This is a genomic window from Luteimonas sp. S4-F44 (assembly GCF_022637415.1).
GTDB lineage: Bacteria > Pseudomonadota > Gammaproteobacteria > Xanthomonadales > Xanthomonadaceae > Luteimonas.
Genome location: NZ_CP093340.1, coordinates 1,254,633 through 1,273,871 on the forward strand (window position 1 = coordinate 1,254,633; position 19,239 = coordinate 1,273,871).

General features: G+C 66.0%; 15 protein-coding genes, 1 tRNA gene and 1 pseudogene. 12 read left to right on the top strand and 5 right to left on the bottom strand.

The window, feature by feature from the left end; translation table 11 throughout:
* Nucleotides 1-36 precede the first annotated feature (36 nt).
* Together MNO14_RS05710 and uvrA are read right to left on the bottom strand one after the other, a co-directional pair.
* The gene (locus tag MNO14_RS05710) at nucleotides 37-441 is read right to left on the bottom strand and encodes a thioesterase family protein (protein WP_241945770.1); all 405 of its coding nucleotides are present in this window, start codon (nucleotides 439-441) and stop codon (nucleotides 37-39) included.
* The gene (gene uvrA, locus MNO14_RS05715; RefSeq protein WP_241945771.1) at nucleotides 438-3,488 is read right to left on the bottom strand and encodes an excinuclease ABC subunit UvrA; all 3,051 of its coding nucleotides are present in this window, start codon (nucleotides 3,486-3,488) and stop codon (nucleotides 438-440) included. Before uvrA ends, MNO14_RS05710 begins: the two co-directional genes overlap by 4 nt.
* Nucleotides 3,489-3,800: 312 nt before the next feature.
* Here uvrA and rplU point away from each other — a divergent pair, with 312 nt between their 5' ends.
* The 3 genes from rplU to cgtA all read left to right on the top strand — a co-directional run bounded on the left by rplU (nucleotide 3,801) and on the right by cgtA (nucleotide 5,644).
* Nucleotides 3,801-4,121 carry a 50S ribosomal protein L21 gene (gene rplU, locus MNO14_RS05720; protein ID WP_241945772.1) on the top strand — a complete coding sequence of 107 codons (321 nt, stop codon included), beginning with the start codon at nucleotides 3,801-3,803 and terminating at the stop codon, nucleotides 4,119-4,121.
* 12 nt (nucleotides 4,122-4,133) lie between these two features.
* Nucleotides 4,134-4,394 carry a 50S ribosomal protein L27 gene (gene rpmA / locus MNO14_RS05725; RefSeq protein ID WP_047136307.1) on the top strand — a complete coding sequence of 87 codons (261 nt, stop codon included), beginning with the start codon at nucleotides 4,134-4,136 and terminating at the stop codon, nucleotides 4,392-4,394.
* 209 nt (nucleotides 4,395-4,603) lie between these two features.
* Nucleotides 4,604-5,644, top strand: coding sequence for an Obg family GTPase CgtA (gene cgtA / locus MNO14_RS05730; protein ID WP_241945773.1), 1,041 nt, complete (start codon nucleotides 4,604-4,606; stop codon nucleotides 5,642-5,644).
* 615 nt (nucleotides 5,645-6,259) lie between these two features.
* Here the strand turns inward: cgtA and rpsT are convergent.
* A complete protein-coding gene (rpsT, locus tag MNO14_RS05735) occupies nucleotides 6,260-6,532 on the bottom strand; it encodes a 30S ribosomal protein S20 (RefSeq protein WP_047136305.1) in 273 nt (90 codons plus the stop codon).
* 202 nt (nucleotides 6,533-6,734) lie between these two features.
* On the opposite strand from rpsT, the gene murJ reads away from it, so the two are divergent.
* From murJ to MNO14_RS05775, 8 genes are all read left to right on the top strand, one after another.
* Nucleotides 6,735-8,249, top strand: coding sequence for a murein biosynthesis integral membrane protein MurJ (gene murJ / locus MNO14_RS05740; protein WP_241946272.1), 1,515 nt, complete (start codon nucleotides 6,735-6,737; stop codon nucleotides 8,247-8,249).
* Nucleotides 8,250-8,363: 114 nt separating this feature from the next.
* Nucleotides 8,364-9,344: a bifunctional riboflavin kinase/FAD synthetase gene (locus MNO14_RS05745; protein WP_241945774.1), complete on the top strand. Its 981-nt coding sequence runs from the start codon at nucleotides 8,364-8,366 to the stop codon at nucleotides 9,342-9,344.
* 68 nt (nucleotides 9,345-9,412) lie between these two features.
* Complete coding sequence (gene ileS, locus MNO14_RS05750; RefSeq protein WP_241946273.1) at nucleotides 9,413-12,229, top strand: isoleucine--tRNA ligase; 2,817 nt, start codon at nucleotides 9,413-9,415, stop codon at nucleotides 12,227-12,229.
* The gene (gene lspA / locus MNO14_RS05755) at nucleotides 12,226-12,717 is read left to right on the top strand and encodes a signal peptidase II (RefSeq protein ID WP_241946274.1); all 492 of its coding nucleotides are present in this window, start codon (nucleotides 12,226-12,228) and stop codon (nucleotides 12,715-12,717) included. Before ileS ends, lspA begins: the two co-directional genes overlap by 4 nt.
* A gap of 283 nt (nucleotides 12,718-13,000) precedes the next feature.
* A complete protein-coding gene (ispH, locus tag MNO14_RS05760; protein ID WP_241945775.1) occupies nucleotides 13,001-13,951 on the top strand; it encodes a 4-hydroxy-3-methylbut-2-enyl diphosphate reductase in 951 nt (316 codons plus the stop codon).
* Nucleotides 13,952-13,987: 36 nt separating this feature from the next.
* A tRNA-Thr gene (locus MNO14_RS05765) sits at nucleotides 13,988-14,063 on the top strand.
* 253 nt (nucleotides 14,064-14,316) lie between these two features.
* Nucleotides 14,317-14,562 (top strand): hypothetical protein, encoded by a 246-nt coding sequence (locus MNO14_RS05770; protein ID WP_241945776.1) that lies wholly within the window; start codon nucleotides 14,317-14,319, stop codon nucleotides 14,560-14,562.
* Nucleotides 14,559-16,415 (top strand): DNA cytosine methyltransferase, encoded by a 1,857-nt coding sequence (locus tag MNO14_RS05775; protein WP_241945777.1) that lies wholly within the window; start codon nucleotides 14,559-14,561, stop codon nucleotides 16,413-16,415. Before MNO14_RS05770 ends, MNO14_RS05775 begins: the two co-directional genes overlap by 4 nt.
* Nucleotides 16,416-16,449: 34 nt before the next feature.
* Here MNO14_RS05775 and MNO14_RS05780 read toward each other — a convergent pair whose 3' ends face one another.
* Entirely contained in the window at nucleotides 16,450-17,442 is a 993-nt protein-coding gene (locus tag MNO14_RS05780; protein ID WP_241945778.1) for an HNH endonuclease signature motif containing protein, read from the bottom strand.
* Nucleotides 17,443-17,810: 368 nt separating this feature from the next.
* On the opposite strand from MNO14_RS05780, the gene MNO14_RS05785 reads away from it, so the two are divergent.
* Nucleotides 17,811-18,002 carry a helix-turn-helix domain-containing protein gene (locus tag MNO14_RS05785; RefSeq protein ID WP_241945779.1) on the top strand — a complete coding sequence of 64 codons (192 nt, stop codon included), beginning with the start codon at nucleotides 17,811-17,813 and terminating at the stop codon, nucleotides 18,000-18,002.
* Between the two features lie 22 nt (nucleotides 18,003-18,024).
* On the opposite strand, the pseudogene MNO14_RS05790 reads toward MNO14_RS05785, so the two are convergent.
* Nucleotides 18,025-18,819 (bottom strand): annotated as a pseudogene (locus MNO14_RS05790) (integrase core domain-containing protein).
* Nucleotides 18,820-19,239: the final 420 nt, after the last annotated feature.

Sequence of the window (19,239 nt, forward strand, 5' to 3'; positions counted from 1 at the left end):
GGCGGCCCCGATCCCCAGGTGGACGCGGCGTTCGACTTAGGCCAGCGCCTTGGCCCGCACCGGTTCGGGCAGCGCCGTCGGCCGTCCGGTCGCGCGGTCGATCCAGACCACGACCACGTGGCCGTCGGCATGCAGCGTGGCGCCGTCTTCGGACACGATGCGGTGGCCGACGGTGACGCTGGTCGTGCCCACGCGCTGCGCCGACAGTTCGACGACGATGCGCGAGGGGTAGGGGATCGGCAGCCGGTAATTCATCTGCACGGCCGCCAGCAGCGGCGCGGTGGCGTCGGTGACCCAGGGCTCGCCGACCGAGTCGAACCAGCGGATGCGTGCTTCCTCCAGGTAGGTCATGAAGGTCGCGTTGTTGACGTGGTCGAACGCGTCGAGGTCGCGCCAGCGCAACTCGATCGGCACGCGGATCAGCACCTTCCCCTCGCTCATGCCTTGGCTCCCTTCGCCTTGCTCGTCTTGCCGGCCCGCTTGGCCGCCGGCTTCGCCTTGGGCTTGGTGTCGGTCTTGCGCAATTCCGCGCGGACCGCAGCATCCGCCTCGGCGGCCTTGGTCGAAGCGCCCTTGCGCGGCAGTGGCTTGGGCAGGTGCGCGGTCGACTTGCGCGCCAGCTTGCGCGCCGCCCGCGGCTCGGCGGCCTCGGCCGGCACGGTCTGCAGCAGGCGCGCGAGGAACTGGCCGGTGTGCGACTGCGGCATCGCGGCGACCTGCTCGGGCGTGCCTTCGGCGATGATCTGCCCGCCGCGGTGGCCGCCCTCCGGGCCGAGATCGATGACCCAGTCGGCGGTCTTGATGACATCGAGGTTGTGCTCGATCACCACGACCGTATTGCCGTCGTCGCGCAGCTTGTGCAGCACGCTGAGCAGGTGCTCGATGTCGTGGAAGTGCAGGCCGGTCGTGGGCTCGTCGAGGATGTAGAGCGTGCGCCCGGTGTCGCGGCGCGAGAGCTCCTTCGACAGTTTGACGCGCTGTGCCTCACCGCCCGACAGCGTGGTCGCGCTCTGTCCGAGCTTCACGTAGCTCAGGCCGACGTCGACCAGCGTCTCGAGCTTGCGCGCGATCGGCGGCAGATGCTCGAACAGTGTCAGGGCGTCCTCGACCGTCATCTCCAGGACGTCGTGGATGCTGTGGCCCTTGTAGAGGATCTCCAGCGTCTCGCGGTTGTAGCGCTTGCCCTGGCACACGTCGCAAGGCACGTAGACGTCGGGCAGGAAGTGCATCTCGACCTTCAGCAGGCCGTCGCCCTGGCAGGCCTCGCAGCGACCGCCGCGCACGTTGAAGCTGAAGCGGCCCGGTGAGTAGCCGCGTGCGCGCGCCTCGGGCACCTGGGCGAACAGTTCGCGCAGTGGCGTGAACAGGCCGGTGTAGGTCGCCGGGTTGGAGCGCGGCGTACGCCCGATCGGCGACTGGTCGATGTCGACGACCTTGTCGAACAGGTCCAGACCCTCGATCTCGCGATAGGGCGCGGCCTTGTGCGAAGCGCCGTTGATCTCGTTGGCGGCCAGCGAGTGCAGGGTGTCGTTGATCAGCGTCGACTTGCCCGAGCCCGAGACGCCGGTGATCGCGGTGAACAGCCCCGAGTGGATCGTCAGGTCGACGTTCTTGAGGTTGTTGCCCGAGGCGCCCAGCAACCGCAGCCGCATCTTCGGGTTGGGCGTGTGGCGCTTGGCCGGGATCTCGATCCGGCGCTTGCCCGACAGGTACTGGCCGGTCAGCGAGCGCGGGGCCTTGAGCACATCGTCGTAGTTGCCTTGGGCGACGACCTCGCCACCGTGCACGCCGGCGCCCGGACCGATGTCGACGATATGGTCGGCCAGGCGGATCGCGTCCTCGTCGTGCTCGACGACGATCACCGTGTTGCCCAGGTCGCGCAGCCGGGTCAGCGTGCCGAGCAGGCGCTCGTTGTCGCGCTGGTGCAGGCCGATCGACGGCTCGTCGAGCACGTACATCACGCCGACCAGACCGGCGCCGATCTGCGAGGCCAGCCGGATGCGCTGCGCCTCGCCGCCCGACAGCGTGTCGGCCTTGCGTTCGAGGGTCAGGTAGTCGAGGCCGACGTCGACCAGGAAGCTCAGCCGCTCGCCGATCTCCTTGACGATCTTGGCGGCGATCTCGCCGCGCCAGCCCGGCAGCTCCAGACTCTCGAAGAACGCCAGCGCCTCGTCGATAGGCAGCACCACCAGCGATTGCAGCGGGCGGTCGGCGACGAACACGTTGCGCGCCGAGCGGTTGAGCCGCGCGCCGCCGCAGTCGGGGCAGGGCCGCTCGCTGATGAACTTGGCCAGCTCCTCGCGCACCGCGGCCGACTCGGTCTCGCGATAGCGCCGCTCCAGGTTCGGCACGATGCCCTCGAACCGGTGCTTGCGCTGGGTGCGCGCCCCCGAGTCGGTGATGTAGGTGAAGGTGATCGTCTCCTCGCCGCTGCCCAGCAGCACCGCATCGCGCGAGACCTGCGGCAGGTCCTGCCACGGCGCGTCGACGTCGAACTTGTAGTGGCGGGCCAGCGACTGGATCAGCTGGAAGTAGTAGGCGTTGCGACGGTCCCAGCCGCGCACCGCGCCGGCGGCCAGCGACAGTTCGGGATGCACGACCACGCGGTCGGGATCGAAGAACTCGCTCATGCCCAGGCCGTCGCAGGTCTGGCAGGCGCCCATCGGCGCGTTGAACGAGAACAGCCGCGGCTCGAGCTCGGGCAGCGCGTAGTCGCAGACCGGGCAGCTGTACTTGGACGAGAACAGCTGCGGCGGGATCGACGCATCGTCGATCGCCTGCACCGAGGCCATGCCCTCGCCGAGCTTGAGCGCGGTCTCGAAGGATTCGGCCAGCCGCTGCTTCATGTCCTCGCGCACTTTGAAGCGGTCGATGACCGCCTCGATGGTGTGCTTCTGGCGCAGCGCCAGCGTCGGCAGCGCGTCGATCTCGTACAGCTCGCCGTCCACGCGCACGCGCACATAGCCCTGGGCACGCAGTTGCTCGAAGACCTGCGCATGCTCGCCCTTGCGGTCGCGCACGACCGGCGCCAGCAGCATCCAGCGCTGCTCCGGGTCCAGGCCCAGCACCTGGTCGACCATCTGGCTGACGGTCTGCGCCTCGAGCGGGTAGCCGTGGTCGGGACAGCGCGGGCTGCCGACGCGCGCATAGAGCAGGCGCAGGTAGTCGTAGATCTCGGTGATCGTGCCGACGGTCGAGCGCGGGTTGTGCGAGGTCGACTTCTGCTCGATCGAGATCGCCGGGCTCAGGCCCTCGATGTGGTCGAGATCGGGCTTCTCCATCACGCTGAGGAACTGCCGCGCGTAGGACGACAGCGACTCGACGTAGCGGCGCTGGCCTTCGGCGTAGATCGTGTCGAACGCCAGCGACGACTTGCCCGAGCCCGACAGGCCGGTGATGACGATCAGCTGGTCGCGCGGCAGGTCGAGATCGATGTTCTTGAGATTGTGGGTACGGGCACCGCGAATGCGGATGGTGTCCATCGCCATCGACGTCAGGTCCGGTTGGAGGGCGGGGGAGGCACGCACGCACCCTTGGGGGTGCGGGAACGGGCAATCGGTCAGACTACCGAGCCGGTCATTTGGGGGCAAATCGGCCGAACGCCAGTGTGACGGGGGCTGGTCGCAGACCGTGAGACGAGGCGGTTCAGGCGTCCGGGGCGGCGGCTTGCCCTGCCGGACGGCCCTCCGGCCGTCCGGTCTGCGGTGGTTTGACCGCAAGCTGCTGATCGCATTACAATTCCGCTTCTGTCCGCCCTCGATGGCGGCAGCGACCACAATAACTACAGAGGAAGTCTGGTCATGAGTTATGCAGTCCTGGTGACGGGCGGCAAGCAGTACCGCGTGATGGCGGGCGAGACGCTGCGCGTCGAGAAGCTCGACGGCGACGTCGGCAGCGAGATCAAGTTCGACAACGTACTGCTGCTCGGCGACGCCGACGGCGTGAAGCTCGGCGATGCGCTCGCCGGCGCCAGCGTCAGCGCGACGATCAAGTCGCACGGCCGCGCCGAGAAGATCCGCATCATCAAGTTCCGCCGCCGCAAGCACCACATGAAGCGGCAGGGGCACCGTCAGTACTACACCGAAATCGAGATCACCGGCATCGCCGGTGGCAGCAAGTAAGGAGCAGCAGGCATGGCACACAAAAAGGGCGTAGGTTCCTCGCGCAACGGCCGCGACTCCAACCCGAAGTACCTCGGCGTCAAGATCTATGGTGGCCAGGCCATCGAAGCCGGCAACATCATCGTGCGTCAGCGCGGCACCCAGTTCCATCCGGGTAGCGGCGTCGGCCTGGGTCGCGACCACACGCTGTACGCGCTGGTCGACGGCAAGGTCGAGTTCACGACCAAGGGTCCGAAGAACCGCCGCACCGTCAACGTCGTCGCTGCGCAGTAATCTCGCGCGACGTTCGTCCGGCACGAAGCCCCGCTCCGGCGGGGTTTCGTCTTTCTGGTGGGCGCTGCCGGCCAGAAAGACGGGATTCGGGAATGGAGATGCGGGCGTCGCATACGCGCGCCGCATGTCCAGGGCCGGTCCACGAGGACGAGGCAGGTAGACTGCCGTCGCCCCGCATTTCCCAATCCCACTTCCGAATTCCCAATCCCATGAAGTTAGTCGACGAAGTCGAAATCACCGTCACTGCCGGCAACGGCGGCAATGGCTGCGTCGGGTTCCGGCGTGAGAAGTTCATTCCGCTCGGCGGCCCGGACGGCGGCGATGGCGGTGACGGCGGCAGCGTCTGGCTGGTTGCTGACGAGAACCTCAATACCCTGGTCGATTTCCGCCACCAGACGATGTACCGCGCGCAGCGCGGCGAGAACGGCATGGGCCGGCAGATGTACGGCAAGGGCGGCGACGATCTGGTGATCGTGGTGCCGGTGGGCACTGTTGTGCACAACGTCACCACCGACGAGGTCATCGGCGATCTGACCGCGCACGGCCAGCGGCTGCTGGTGGCGCGCGGCGGCAAGGGCGGCCTGGGCAACATGCACTTCAAGAGTTCGACCAACCGCTCGCCGCGCCAGTCGACGCCGGGCGAGGGCGGCGAGGAGCGCACGCTGCGGCTCGAGCTCAAACTGCTGGCCGATGTCGGTCTGCTGGGCTTTCCGAACGCCGGCAAGAGCACGCTGATCCGCGCGGTCTCGGCGGCGACGCCGAAGGTGGCCGACTATCCGTTCACCACGCTGTATCCGAACCTGGGCGTGGTCAGCGTCGAGCCGGCGCGCAGCTTCGTGATCGCCGACATCCCGGGCCTGATCGAGGGCGCGGCCGACGGTGCGGGCCTGGGGGCGCTGTTCCTGCGCCACATCCAGCGCACCCGGCTGTTGCTGCATCTGGTGGAGATCGCGCCGCTCGACGGCAGCGATGCGGTCGATCAGGTGCGCGCGATCGAGCACGAGCTCGGCAAGTTCGACGCGGCATTGCTCGACAAGCCGCGCTGGCTGCTGATCAACAAGGCCGACACGCTGCTGCCCGATGAGGCGCAGGCCGAGGCGGCGCGGATCGTCGAAGCGCTGGCGTGGACGGGCCCGTGGTTCCTGATCTCGGGTCTGGCGCACGAGGGCACGCGCGAGGTGATGCTCAAGGTGCAGGCCGCGCTCGACGAGCTCGATCGGCAGGCGCGCGAAGCGGCCGACGCGGTCTGACGATGCGGGGCGCCTTGGCGTGATCACCGGAGCCCGGCCGCAGGCCGGGTTCCGTATTTCTGATGCCCGTACTTCTGATGAGGGGCCCTGGCGCTACAGAAAGTCCACCATCGAGGTGAGGGGTGGGAGTTCCATTTTCGATAGGCAGCGGCCTGCCAGCCGGAAGCCGCTCTCCCCTCGGTCAGGACATCCTGTCCTGACTCGGGCGCGCGCCATCCATGGCGCGCTTGGCGCGGCCACCGACTGTCAGTCCGCTGTCGCAGGTGTCGGCAACTCGGCTTCGGTTGGCTGCAGGGTCGCCCGTAGGTAGAAGCCGGGGGCTGTCGGCCTCAGGGCGTCGTGCTGGTCGGGGTTGCGATGGCGGGCCATGGTGAGCGAAGTCGCCTGCGCGGCACTGCGCGCGATTTCGCAAACGCCCGGCGTGCGTTGCCGTGCTTGCCGAGCCGGGGGAATGGTCCCTGGCCGGCGCGACGTGGGCTCCGACGTGCGCTCCGAAGAAGAGCGCCGTGATGGAGCGAGCAGAAGCAGGATTCTCTGACTTGGCGAAGACCAACAAAAAACCCGGCCGGAGCCGGGTTTTTTTTCGCATCGACCGCCGGGGCGGCCGGGCAGGGCTCAGGCAGCGGCCTTGAGTGCCTTGATGCGGGCCGACAGGCGGCTCTTGTGGCGGGCCGCCTTGTTCTTGTGGATCAGGCCGCGCGAGCTGAAACGGTCGAGGATCGGCTGGGCGACATTGAATGCCTCCTGCGCGCCGGCGGCGTCGTTGGCGTCGAGCGCCTTGAGCACCTTCTTGACGGCGGTGCGGAGCTGCGAGCGCTGGGCGGAGTTGCGCGCGTTGCGCACGACGGTCTGCTTGGCGCGCTTCTTGGCGGACTTGATGTTTGCCACGATGGATTCCTGGAAGCTGGACGTGTGAAAATCCGGCTTGGCCGGACCAATGGAAATTTGAGCAGGAAATTATGGTGCTTTCATATACTTGCGTCAACAGGCCCGGCCTGAACGGACTGCGACGGTGACCGCGCCCGATCCGGCGGCCGTCGCGCCCAAGGCCCGAGGCGGGCTGCTGCGCTCGAGCGCGGTGTTCAGCGCGATGACCCTGCTGTCGCGCATCGCCGGCTTCGCGCGCGACATGCTGCAGGCGACGCTGTTCGGGACCGGCGGAGCGATGAGCGCCTTCATTGTCGCCTATCGCATCCCCAATTTCCTGCGCCGGGTGTTCGCCGAGGGCTCGATGGCGATGGCCTTCGTGCCGGTGCTCAACGAGATCAAGGAGCGCGGCGACCGGGCGGCGCTCAAGTCCTTCGTCGACCACATGGCCGGCGCGTTGTGCGCAGTGGTGCTGGTGGTCTGCGCGGCGGGCATGTTGCTGGCGCCGTTGGTCGCGCGGCTGTTCGCGCCGGGGTGGGCCGACCAGCCTGAACTGCTGGCGCAGACCGCGCAGATGCTGCGGATCACCTTCCCGTACCTGTTGTTCATCTCGCTGATGTCGCTGGCCGCGTCCATCCTCAACAGTCACGGCCGCTTCGGCTTGCCGGCGTTCACGCCGGTGCTGCACAACCTGACGATGATCGCCGCGATGCTGTGGCTGGCGCCGCGCTTCGCGCTGCCGCCGCAGGGCCTGGCCTGGGGCGTGCTGATCGCCGGTTTCCTGCAGTTGGCGCTGCTGTGGCCGGCGTTGGGCCGGCTGGGCCTGCGGCCGCGGCTGCGTCCCGGCTTCGGCCATGCCGAGGTGCGCAAGGTCGGGCGGCTGATGCTGCCGACGCTGTTCTCCTCGTCGGTCGCCCAGGTCAACCTGATCGTGGGCACCGCGTTCGCCTCGCTGCTGGCCAGCGGCAGCGTCGACTGGCTGTACTACTCGGATCGGCTGATCGAGTTCCCGCTCGGCCTGTTCGGCGTCGCGCTGGGCACGGTGATCCTGCCGCACCTCTCGCGTCGGCATGCGGCCCAGGACGCGCAGGGCTACAGCCAGTCGCTGGACTGGGGCCTGCGCATGGCATTGCTGGCTGGCGTGCCGGCTGGTCTGGGCCTGCTGCTGCTGGCCGAGCCGATCACTGCGACCGTCTACAACTACGGCGCATTCGGCGCCTACGACACGCGAATGGCCGCGGTCAGTCTGACCGCGATGAGTCTGGGCGTGCCGGCTTTCATGCTCAGCAAGGTGCTGGCCCCGGCGTTCTACGCCCGCCAGGACACCAGGACGCCGATGCGCGCGGCGATCTGGACGGTCGCGGCCAATGTCGCACTCACCGTCGCGCTGACCACGCCGCTGTGGTTCTACGCGGTGCCCGGCGCGCACGGTGGCATCGCGCTGGCAACAGCGCTGGCGGGCGTGGTCAATGCGGCGCTGCTGTGGCGCTACCTGCGCCAGCGCGCGATCTTCGTGCCCGAGCCGGGTTGGGGGCGCTACCTGCTGCGGCTGGCCGGCGCCTGCGTGGCGATGGCTGCGGCGGTGCTCGCACTGCGCGGCTGGATCGGCGAATGGACCGCGATCAGCGGCTGGCAGCACCGGATCGCCTGGCTGGCGCTGGTGATCGGCGCCGGTGCGGCCGCCTACGGCCTCGCGATGGTGGCGTTGGGGTTGCGGCCGCGGCACCTGCGGCACTGACTGTCGCAGCGGGCGGGTCCTTGCGGTCTGCGGCGTGGCGGCCGCGCCCGCTATAATCTCCGGTCACCTTCCGGAAGGCGGCGCCCGACGCCGCTTCCGCCCCGACGAGACGCCATGAGCAGGCTGTTCCGCGACATCGCCGGCGGGTCCGAGTGTGCCGACGGCAGCGTGGTCTGCATCGGGGCGTTCGACGGCCTGCACCTCGGGCACCAGGCGCTGGTGCGCCACGCGGTGGCGCGCGCGCAGGCCCTGGGCGTCGCGGTCGCGGCATTGAGCTTCGAACCGCTGCCGCGTGAGTTCTTCGCCGCAGACGCACCGCCGCCGCGGTTGGGGCCGGTGCGGGCGAAGATCGAGGGCCTACGCGCACTCGGTGCAGACGTCGTCGGCCTGCTGCGCTTCGATGCGCGGATGGCGGCGATGTCGCCCGAGGCCTTCGTCGAGCAGGTGCTGCTGGCGCGGTTGGGCGCACGCGAGGTCTGGGTCGGGCCGGGCTTCCGGTTCGGGCACCGGCGCGCCGGCGATCTGGCGACGCTGCAGGCGCTGGGGCGCGAGGCCGGCTTCGTCGCCGGCGAGATCGCGCCGCTGGCGATCGACGGCGAGCGGGTGTCGAGCACGCATATCCGGGCCGCGCTCGTGGCCGGCGATTTCATCCACGCTGCCCGCTTGCTCGGACGCCCGTACGCGGTCTCCGGCCGGGTGGTGCGCGGCCAGCAACTCGGCCGCACGCTCGGTTACCCGACCGCGAACCTGCGCTTCGGCGGCAAGGTGCCGGCCCTGCGCGGCATCTACGCCACGCGCGTGCACGGCGTCGGCGATGCCCCGTGGCCTTCGGTCTCGAGTTTCGGCACCCGGCCCACGGTCGGTGGCGTCGAGCCGCTGCTCGAGGCCCATCTGTTCGATTTCGACGGCGACCTGTACGGGCGCAGGATCGAGGTCGAGTTCGTCGCGCGACTGCGCGACGAGGAAAAGTTCGACGACCTGCCCGCCCTGGTCGCGCAGATGGATCTGGACGCCGTGCGCGCCCGGACCCTGCTCGCCGAGGCGACCGCCGGCGCCCCTCCACGACAAGAACCGCAACGACAGGACGACGCGTGAGCGCCCAGGCCGACAACTCTCCAAACCCCTACAAGTCGACGATCCACCTGCCGGCGACCGACTTTCCGATGCGCGGCGACCTGCCCAAGCGCGAGCCGGCGATGCTGGCGCGCTGGGAGGAGACCGACCTGTACGCACAGTTGCGCGAGCATGCGCGCGGCCGTCCGCTGTTCATGCTGCACGACGGCCCGCCGTACGCGAACGGCGCGATCCACCTCGGCCACGCGGTCAACAAGATCCTCAAGGACATCATCGTCAAGTCAAAGGGCATGGCCGGCTTCGATGCGCCCTACATCCCGGGCTGGGACTGCCACGGCCTGCCGATCGAGATCGCGATCGAGAAGAAGTGGGGCAAGGTCGGGGTCAAGCTCGATGCGGTCGAGTTCCGGCGCAAATGCCGCGAGTACGCCAACGAGCAGATCGACATCCAGCGCCGCGACTTCAAGCGCCTTGGCGTGATCGGCGACTGGGACAATCCCTATCGCACGCTGGACTTCCGCTTCGAGGCCGATGAGATCCGCGCATTGGCGAAGATCGTCGACAACGGCCATCTGACCCGCGGGGTCAAGCCGGTGCACTGGTGCTTCGACTGCGGTTCGGCGCTGGCCGAGGCCGAGATCGAATACGCCGACAAGGTCTCGCCGGCGCTCGACGTCGCCTATGTCGCCCGCGATGCCGCGGCGTTCGCGCGCGCGTTCGGCGCCACGCTGCCGGCCGGTGTCGAGGTCGCGCTGCCGATCTGGACCACGACGCCGTGGACACTGCCGGCGTCGCTGGCGGTGTCGCTGGGCGCCGAGCTCGAGTACGCGCTGGTCGAAGGCCCGCCGGCGCAGGATGGTCACCGCCGCTGGCTGGTGCTGGCCGATGCGCTGGCCGAGAACGCGCTGCGCCGCTACGGCATCGAAGGCGACATCGTCGTGCACGGCCGCGTGGCCGGCAGCGCGCTCGAGCACCTGGTGCTTGGCCATCCCTTCTATGCCGAGCGCGATATCCCGGTGATCCTCGGCGATCACGTCTCGGCCGAGGACGGCACCGGCGCGGTCCACACCGCGCCCGGCCACGGCCAGGAGGACTACCTCGTCGGCAAGGCCTACGGCCTGCTCGAGCGCTACAGCGCCGCGCAGCTCAACCCGGTCGACGGCCGCGGCGTCTACCTGCCGTCGACGCCGCCGATCGGCGACACCGCACTGGCCGGCCTGCACATCTGGAAGGCCAACGACATCATCGTCGACGCGCTGCGCGCGCAGGGCAGCCTGCTGGCGTTCGCGAAGCTCGAACACAGCTATCCGCACTGCTGGCGCCACAAGACGCCGATCGCGTTCCGCGCCACGCCGCAGTGGTTCATCTCGATGGAGCAGGGCGGGCTGCGCGCCGATGCGCTCGCCGCGATCGAGGGCGTGACCTGGTACCCGGCCTGGGGGCAGGCGCGCATCGCCGGCATGGTCGAGGGCCGCCCGGACTGGACGATCTCGCGCCAGCGCACCTGGGGCGTGCCGATCGCGCTGTTCGTGCACCGCGAAACCGGCGAGCCGCATCCGCGCACGGTCGAACTGATGCGCGCGGTCGCCGACCGCGTCGAACAGCACGGCGTCGACATCTGGTACACGCTCGATGCGACCGAGCTGCTCGGCAGTGATGCGGCCGACTACGACAGGATCACCGACATCCTCGATGTCTGGTTCGACTCGGGCGTCACCCACGAAGCGGTGCTGCGCGCGCGCGGGTACCCGAAGCCGGCCGACCTCTACCTCGAGGGCTCCGACCAGCACCGCGGCTGGTTCCAGTCCTCGCTGCTGACCGGCGTGGCGATCGACAAAGCGGCGCCGTACCGGCAGTGCCTGACGCACGGCTTCACCGTCGATGAGCACGGCCGCAAGATGTCCAAGTCGCTGGGCAACGGCATCGAGCCCCAGGACATCATGAAGACGCTGGGCGCCGACATCCTGCGCCTGTGGATCGCCTCGGCCGACTACAGCAACGAGATGTCGCTGTCGCAGGAGATCCTCAAGCGCACCGCCGACGCCTACCGCCGCATCCGCAACACCGCGCGCTTCCTGCTCGGCAACCTCGCCGGGTTCACGCCGGCGAGCGATCTCGTCGCGCCGCAGGACATGGTCGCGCTCGACCGCTGGATCGTGCATCGCGCCGCCCAGTTGCAGGCGCGCGTCGAGGACGCGTACGCGCGCTACGACTTCGCCGAGATCGTCCAGGCGCTGTCGAACTTCTGCAGCGTCGACCTGGGCTCGCTGTACCTCGACGTGACCAAGGACCGCCTGTACACGATGCCCGAGCATTCGGTCGGGCGGCGCAGCGCGCAGACCGCGATGTACCACATCGCCGAAGCCTTCGTGCGCTGGGTCGCGCCGGTGCTCAGCTTCACCGCCGATGAGATGTGGGGCTATCTGCCCGCACCGGCGCAGGGCACGCGCGAGGCCAATGTGCAGTTCGCGACCTGGTATACCGGACTGACCTTGCTCGATGGCGACGCCGATTGGGGGCCGCAGGATTTCGAGCGCGTGCTGGAGCTGCGCGAGCGTGTGGCCAAGGTGCTCGAACCGATGCGCGCCAGCGGCGAGATCGGCGCCGCACTCGATGCCGAGATCGAACTGCGCTGCGGCGTTGCCGACGCCAACTGGCTCTCGCCGGTGGTCGACGAATTGCGTTTCCTGCTGATCAGCGGCGACGTGACCCTGGTCGACGACCCCAGCGCGACGGCGATCGGCGTGTCCGCACGCGCCACCGACAAGCCCAAGTGCGTGCGCTGCTGGCAGCGCCGCGCCGATGTCGGCGCGCACGCCGAGCACGCGGGGCTGTGCGGCCGTTGCGTGGAGAACATCGCGAGCGACGGCCGCGATGGCGGCGGCGAGACCCGGAGGTGGTTCTGATGGCCCGTCCCGTCCCCAACGCGCTGCCGTGGCTGACGCTCTCGGTGGTGGTGATCGCGCTCGACCAGCTGACCAAGTGGTGGGTGCTGACCTCGCTGCCCGAATACACCGCGATCCCGGTCATTGAAGGATTCTGGAACTGGTACCGCACCTACAACACCGGCGCGGCGTTCAGCTTCCTGGCCGATGCTGGCGGCTGGCAGAAGTGGTTCTTCACGATCCTGGCGATCGTCATCAGCGGGGTCCTGGCCGTCTGGCTGGCCAGGACCCCGCGGCGCGACTGGCGCACCGCGCTGCCGTTCGCGCTGGTGATCGGCGGCGCACTGGGCAATGTCATCGACCGTCAGATCCACGGCCACGTCGTCGATTTCATCCAGTGGCACTGGCGCGACCACTACTGGCCGGCGTTCAACCTCGCTGATGCGGCGATCGTCGGCGGCGCGATCGGGATCGCCCTGTTCGGCTTCTTCCCGGCGAAAAAGAAGTAGCTTCCGCCGCCAAGCCATGTGATCAGCGCTCTTACGCGGGATCTGACAGGCCGCGATTGCCGCCCCTTCTCCCGCAGGCGGGGCATTGCACCCGTTACGGGTGGAAGGCTGGGATGGGGGCGCGCTTGGTTCGCATCGCTCCGGGAGGTCGCCAGCGCAGCCAACCGCCCGGGCGGGGGGAGGCGCTAACCGCGTCACGCGAGCGTTCAGCGTCGCGCAGAAGACACGCCGTCCTGCCGCCGTTCCGCTTCGGAACCGCCGCCTCCGGTAGACTGCGCATCTCATGGATATCGTCCTCGCCAACCCCCGCGGCTTCTGCGCCGGCGTCGACCGCGCGATCGAGATCGTCAAGCGCGCGATCGAGACGCTGGGCGCGCCGATCTACGTGCGCCACGAAGTCGTGCACAACCGGTTCGTGGTCGAGGACCTCAAGCGCCGCGGCGCGATCTTCGTCGAGGAGCTCGATGAAGTGCCCGACGGCGTGACCGTGATCTTCAGCGCACACGGCGTCTCGCAGGCCGTGCGCGAGGAAGCCGCTCGGCGCCGACTCAAGGTCTTCGACGCGACCTGTCCGCTGGTGACCAAGGTGCACTTCGAGGTCGCGCGCCATTGCCGCGCCGGCCGCGACGTGGTGCTGATCGGCCACCAGGGCCATCCCGAAGTCGAAGGCACGATGGGCCAGTGGCGCGCCGAGGCCGGCGCCGGCAGCATCTACCTCGTCGAGGATGAGGCCGATGTGGTCGCACTCGACGTCGGCCAGCCCGAGAACCTGGCCTACACGACCCAGACCACGCTGTCGGTCGACGACACCCGCGGCGTCATCGCCGCGCTGCGCGAGAAGTACCCGGCGATCCAGGGCCCGAAGAACGATGACATCTGCTACGCCACCCAGAACCGCCAGGACGCCGTGCGCGACCTGGCGAAGGAATGCGACCTGGTGCTGGTCGTCGGCTCGCCCAACAGCTCCAACTCCAACCGCCTGCGCGAACTTGCCGAGCGCGACGGGGTGGAGGCCTACCTGATCGACGGCGCCGACGAGATCGACCCGCGCTGGGTCGAAGGCCGCCACCACATCGGTGTGACCGCCGGCGCCTCGGCCCCGGACGTACTGGTGCAGGGCGTGCTCGACCGACTGCGCGAACTGGGCGCCAACGGCATGCGCGAGCTCGCCGGCGAGCCCGAGAGCATGGTCTTCGCCCTGCCCAAGGAACTGCGCCTGCGCCTGGTCGATTGACGGCCGGTCCCCCGCTCCCTAGAATTCGCGTCCCATGCCGGAATAGCTCAGTTGGTAGAGCGGCGCATTCGTAATGCGTAGGTCGTAGGTTCGATTCCTATTTCCGGCACCATGTTTATCAAGCACTTAGGCCGCCTTCGGGCGGCCTAAGTGCTTTTCGGGAAGGCGTCCGAACACGGTTCGAACACGAACCGTCAGTGCCTTGAGCATTCATGCGGTTTGAATCGGAAAGATGGCAGCGCCGCCTCGCGAGACTTGGCCAACCCAGAGTGGTCCTTTCCGAGCCCTTCCGTCTCACCTCGCGAGAGAGCGACCCATCACAGTAGACAACCTAGACCTGCACGAGGCTTCCCTCCCGAGCTGCAATGGATACAATCTGGATACACGCTGTGTATCCAGGTGCGGCAATGCACAATCCATCAAGTGGTCTAAGGATTCGGGTCGATCTGAAGCTGAGGCAGGAGTTCCTAGATGCCTGTCGTAGCCAGGATCGAGTCGCCGCTCAGGTCCTCAGAGACTTCATGAGGAGCTATGTGGCCGAGTACTACGAGGGCGCGCAGGCAACTCTCTTTGAAATCGCAGCAAATAAGAATGGAAAGAAGGCTCTATGAGTGCCCATAAGAAAATTAAGACGCTTAGCTTGTTCTCCGGCGCGGGTGGCTTGGACATTGGCTTCCACAACGCCGGGTTTGAGATCGTCGGCTGCGTTGAGCTTGAGTCTGCTTACTGCAAGACGCTCGAGGCGAACTCGGGGACGGGCAAGTTCTTCGGTGGTCAGACGAAGGTGTATTGCACTGACATTCGCGAGTTCGATCCAAAGCCTTACGCGAACTCGGATATCGAATGCGTCATCGGTGGCCCTCCTTGTCAGACCTTCTCAGCGGCGGGGCGTAGGTCCGGAGGAGTGTTGGGTACCATTGATGCACGCGGACGCCTCTTCGAGTCCTACTGCCGCATCTTGCGAGTGATAAAACCGAAAGTCTTCGTTTTCGAGAACGTTTACGGTCTGCCGGGCGCCAATGGTGGTGGTCCCTGGCGGGAGATCTGCAAGGCATTCTCTGCGCTTGGTTATGAGCTGAAGGCCGAAGTTGTCGACTCGGCAGACTATGGCGTGCCACAGCATCGAGAGCGCCTAATCATCGTCGGCTACAAGCATGATGAGTTGGATTTCGCTTTCCCTGAGCCGACGCACGGACCCGATTCCAGTTCTGGAAAGGGGCTTATCACTGTGCTGGATGCAATCTCTGATCTGCAAGATGATGACGAGCCATATCACGAGTTCGATGGCTTGTATGGCCATCTTTTGCCTCTTGTGCCTGAGGGGTTGAACTACTCATTCTTCACGCGGGAGATGGGGTACCCGAAGCCATTCTTTGCGTGGCGCTCCAAGTTCCATGATTTTTTGTACAAGGTTGACCGTGGTTCTCCCTCACGCACCATAAAAGCCCAGCCCGGGAAGTTCACTGGTCCGTTCCATTGGAAAAACCGACATTTCAATGTCGCCGAGCTAAAGCGGCTGCAGTCGTTCCCGGACAACTACGAGATTGCTGGCTCCTACGGAAAGGTAGTGGAGCAGATCGGAAATTCCGTGCCTCCGAAGCTAGCGGAAGTGGTGGCGATTTCGGTGCGTGAGCAGCTGCTGCGGCCACGCCGTACTCTCACTTACCCAGTGAGGACGCCTGGTTTTGAGTCAACTTTCAGGCAGCGACAGCGAGAGAGGACTAACCATTTCAAGAAGGTCGCCGCAGACGAGATTGCTAAGCGGTTCCCGAATGTTTTGAAGTTCGAAACGCCAAAAGCGGAAGCTATCGAGAATTACTTCGTGGGTTATGAGAACAACTTCACGAAGCACACGCTTCCGGCCATGCAGGACATGGAGTTGGGACGAACATACTACTGTGTCAACGAGCGGCGTAATGGCGAATTAATTACGCTGGACGTGAGTCCAGTGGGCGGACAGAAGCGTGGCGCCAAGAAGGTCACTATCGAGATTTTGGGGCTTTCAAAGTACTTGCTTGATGTGGATAGGCTTGAGTGTACGGCTCAGCTCAATAGTTTCGAGGACCTCTTTAGGGTTTGGAGCATTGTTGAGGGAGCGCTAACAAAGGGGAGTCAGTTCTACACGCTGATTGACATTTACGGGCACTACGCAAACCGCGGAGACACAGTCAGGGTGAAGACCGCCTTTGCAGGTCGAAAGAAATCGCTGCTAGAAAGCGCCATCGAGTTCTTTGGCTGTTCGGAGAACTCGGGAGCCTTCATGACTCAGAAGGCCGTTGCGGACATTCTTGGGGCCAAGAAATCTGAGATGTCGGACTTGATTTCTCAACTCCGTGCCATGCGCTGGGATGTGCGGTCTCCAAAAACTCATCCAACCATCCAGCATGATTCCATTCTTTGCACCTACCCGTTCCCCCTCCTATCGGGGAAGGCTCAGCTTGAAAGAAAGGTCAGCTTGAGCTAGTTCATCGGCGCCGGATGGGAGTTTCCGCCGGCGCCTATTCTGCCCATGCGTATTTGCCTTCATAGTGCGCATAGCGGTTTTCGAACATTTCACGCCGAGGCCTATGGGTCGGTTGCGTGGGAGGCTCCAGTCGCTCGCGGGTTGACTCGACGAAATGCCTCGTGCCCACGTTCGTGCGGGCCTCCTCCAGAAGCGAGGGGTGAAGTCGAATCGCCTTTGTTGCAGGATCAACCCAGATAAGGTGCTGGTCGAAGGCGCCGTGATGGTTGTGGCATAAGCTCAGGCCGTTCCAGACCTCATCCGTGGAACCAGGCGCTTCCACCGGGAAGATGTGCGCTCCTTCGAGCAGGTTGGAACCAATGCCGCACATCGCGCAGGTGTAGGCATAGGCTGAACGGATCTTTCGCCCAGCACCTGCTTTCCGGACCAGGATCTTGACTGCCTTCGTAGCGCGCGCCGCAGCGGCAGCCATTGCCGCCGGTTGATCCTGTGGTGTGTCTGCTGCACCGGATGCAGATGCGGCTTCAACCATCTGCACAACAGACAGCATCTCGCCTGCACGAACCTGTTCTATAAATGCAGGGAACAGAGCTGGAAGGAAGGCGTATATCTTTTCGCCAGTGTTGGACTCGTATACGGCCCAGCCGTTCGCCCTAGCCTCTGCAAGAATTCTCTCGTGAAACAGAATCGAGAAACGAGTAGTTCTACCTAGACGGGTACCCCCATCTATGGCGACAAACACACTTGGCTGAGCTGAGTGGTCTAGTCCGAGCAGGATGGGAGTTGCTGTTCCATTGAGGTCTGAGACAGCGGGGCGCGGCTCGCTGGCGGGGTTCTGAAACCTCTTCTCGTATGGCTTTCTAGCGTGCGAAGAGACGCTAGATACATGCAGGGCGACGTTTACGTTGCCAGCTTGCGTCTGAATAATCAGGCTGCCAGGCCAGCCGTTGCCGGGGTCTGCATTGCCAATGACAAGCGGGCCAAGCAGGTCGGCAGCCGTTCGGAATTTCTTAGTTCGTTGGGTCATTCCCAAAGAATGAACCACGAATAGGGAGGCACACAAGTAGCGCTTCGAGGTGGGTCACACGGCCTCGCCAGGCAGCCCGTGTCGCGTCCGGGTCCGCACGGCCTGATACCGAGCAGCCCGGACGAAACCGGACGACCCGGACTCATCGGGGAGTCCGGGTGCAATGCTGGTATCAACGCGCAAGCACCTCTGGCAGTTTTGATTCGTCGGCGCCACCAGCCGCCGACGCCAGGCTTTCGGCGGCCTACATGAGTCGAGACCCGCCCCCGACTGAGGGGAGCAAACGGGCCCATCTCTGCGACGCAAAGCAGGTAGTCCCCGCACGGCACGTCGCCGGGCGGGGATCGCACCTGCACGGAGTCCAGAAGATGTCCTACGAACCGAAGAAGTTCTCCCACGCTGAACTCGCCGAGCTGCACGCACTCCCCGACGACTTGCTGCTGACCGCCCAGGAGGCGGCGGCCTTGTTGCGCCTGAAGTACGGCACGTTGGCCTGGTATCGCTGCCAGGGCGGCGGCCCGGCGTTCACCCGAGTCGCGACGTACCCACGCTTTCAGTAGCGGAGCTGTTTGGAGTCCGTGTTCATCGTAGCGGCTTTGCCGCAAGTTGTTTCGCATAGGCGGCGGGCGTCAGCCCGCCGATGCCTTTCTTGGGTCGCTCCTCGTTGTACTCCCGGCGCCAGCGCTCGATCTCCGTGCGGGCATGTAGCAGCGTCGGGAACCAGTGTTCGTTGAGGCACTCGTCTCGCAGACGCCCATTGAGCGATTCGACGTAGGCATTCTGGTTCGGCTTGCCTGGCTGGATCAACCGCAGCGTCACGCCTCGTTCGTGCACCCACGCCACCATCGCCCTGCCGCAGAACTCCTTGCCGTTGTCGGTCCGGATCACTTGCGCGAGACCATGGTTGAGCGCCAGACGGTCAAGGCATGCCCACGCCGTAGCGTTTGTGACGGTGCGCCAGCGCCTGGATCTGTTCCCGCAACTCGACGTTACGATCCGCACGCGGTGTGTAGCGAAGCGCGCTCGCACTCATGCCAACGACCCGCAAGGCGCGCCGCTCGCACAATCCCTTGCTTGCCGTGTAGCGCACCTGCTCGCGGCGGGCCGGTGCGCTCACCATTTTTTTTGCAGCACGTCCTTGATCACTTCGTTTTCAAGCACCTGCTCGGCCAACAGCTTCTTCAGCCGGGAATTCTCCGTCTCCAGCTCCTTCAACCGTTTGGCCCCGGACACGTTCATGCCGCCGAACTTGCTGCGCCACAGGTAGTACGACGCCTCGCTGAAGCCATGCCGACGGCGCAGCTCCTAGACCGGCAGGCCGGCCTCGGCCTCACGCAGGAAGCCGATGATCTGTTCTTCGCTGAAACGCTTCTTCATGTCCAATCTCCGGATCGTTGGGGATTGGACTCCAAACCAGGCTGCTACTCAATTGCGGGGGACGTCGGTCGTCCCCGCCCGAGATGCCCCCACAATGATCCGCTCCCCTATACTTCGCCGGACCCGATGTGTTCCGGCCCGATGCCCGCGCGAGCGACCGCGACGATCAAGTAGCAACGCACGGACGCGCTAGGCACGCCCGTTGCGGTGACCAACGCATCCAACGCCTTGTCGAGAGCAGCGAGTACGAGCCCTATGAGCAGCTAGTGGAGCTGCTAGTTTTGGTCTAACACCCAGCTTGCACTAGTGGTCAAATCCCGCCGGCAGGCCGTGATCTCCGCGAGTCAGGGCTCTTCCAAAGTCACCGCCAGCCCGTCATCAGTGCCACCAGCGGCATGCCGGCACGCTTTGGACCCCTCG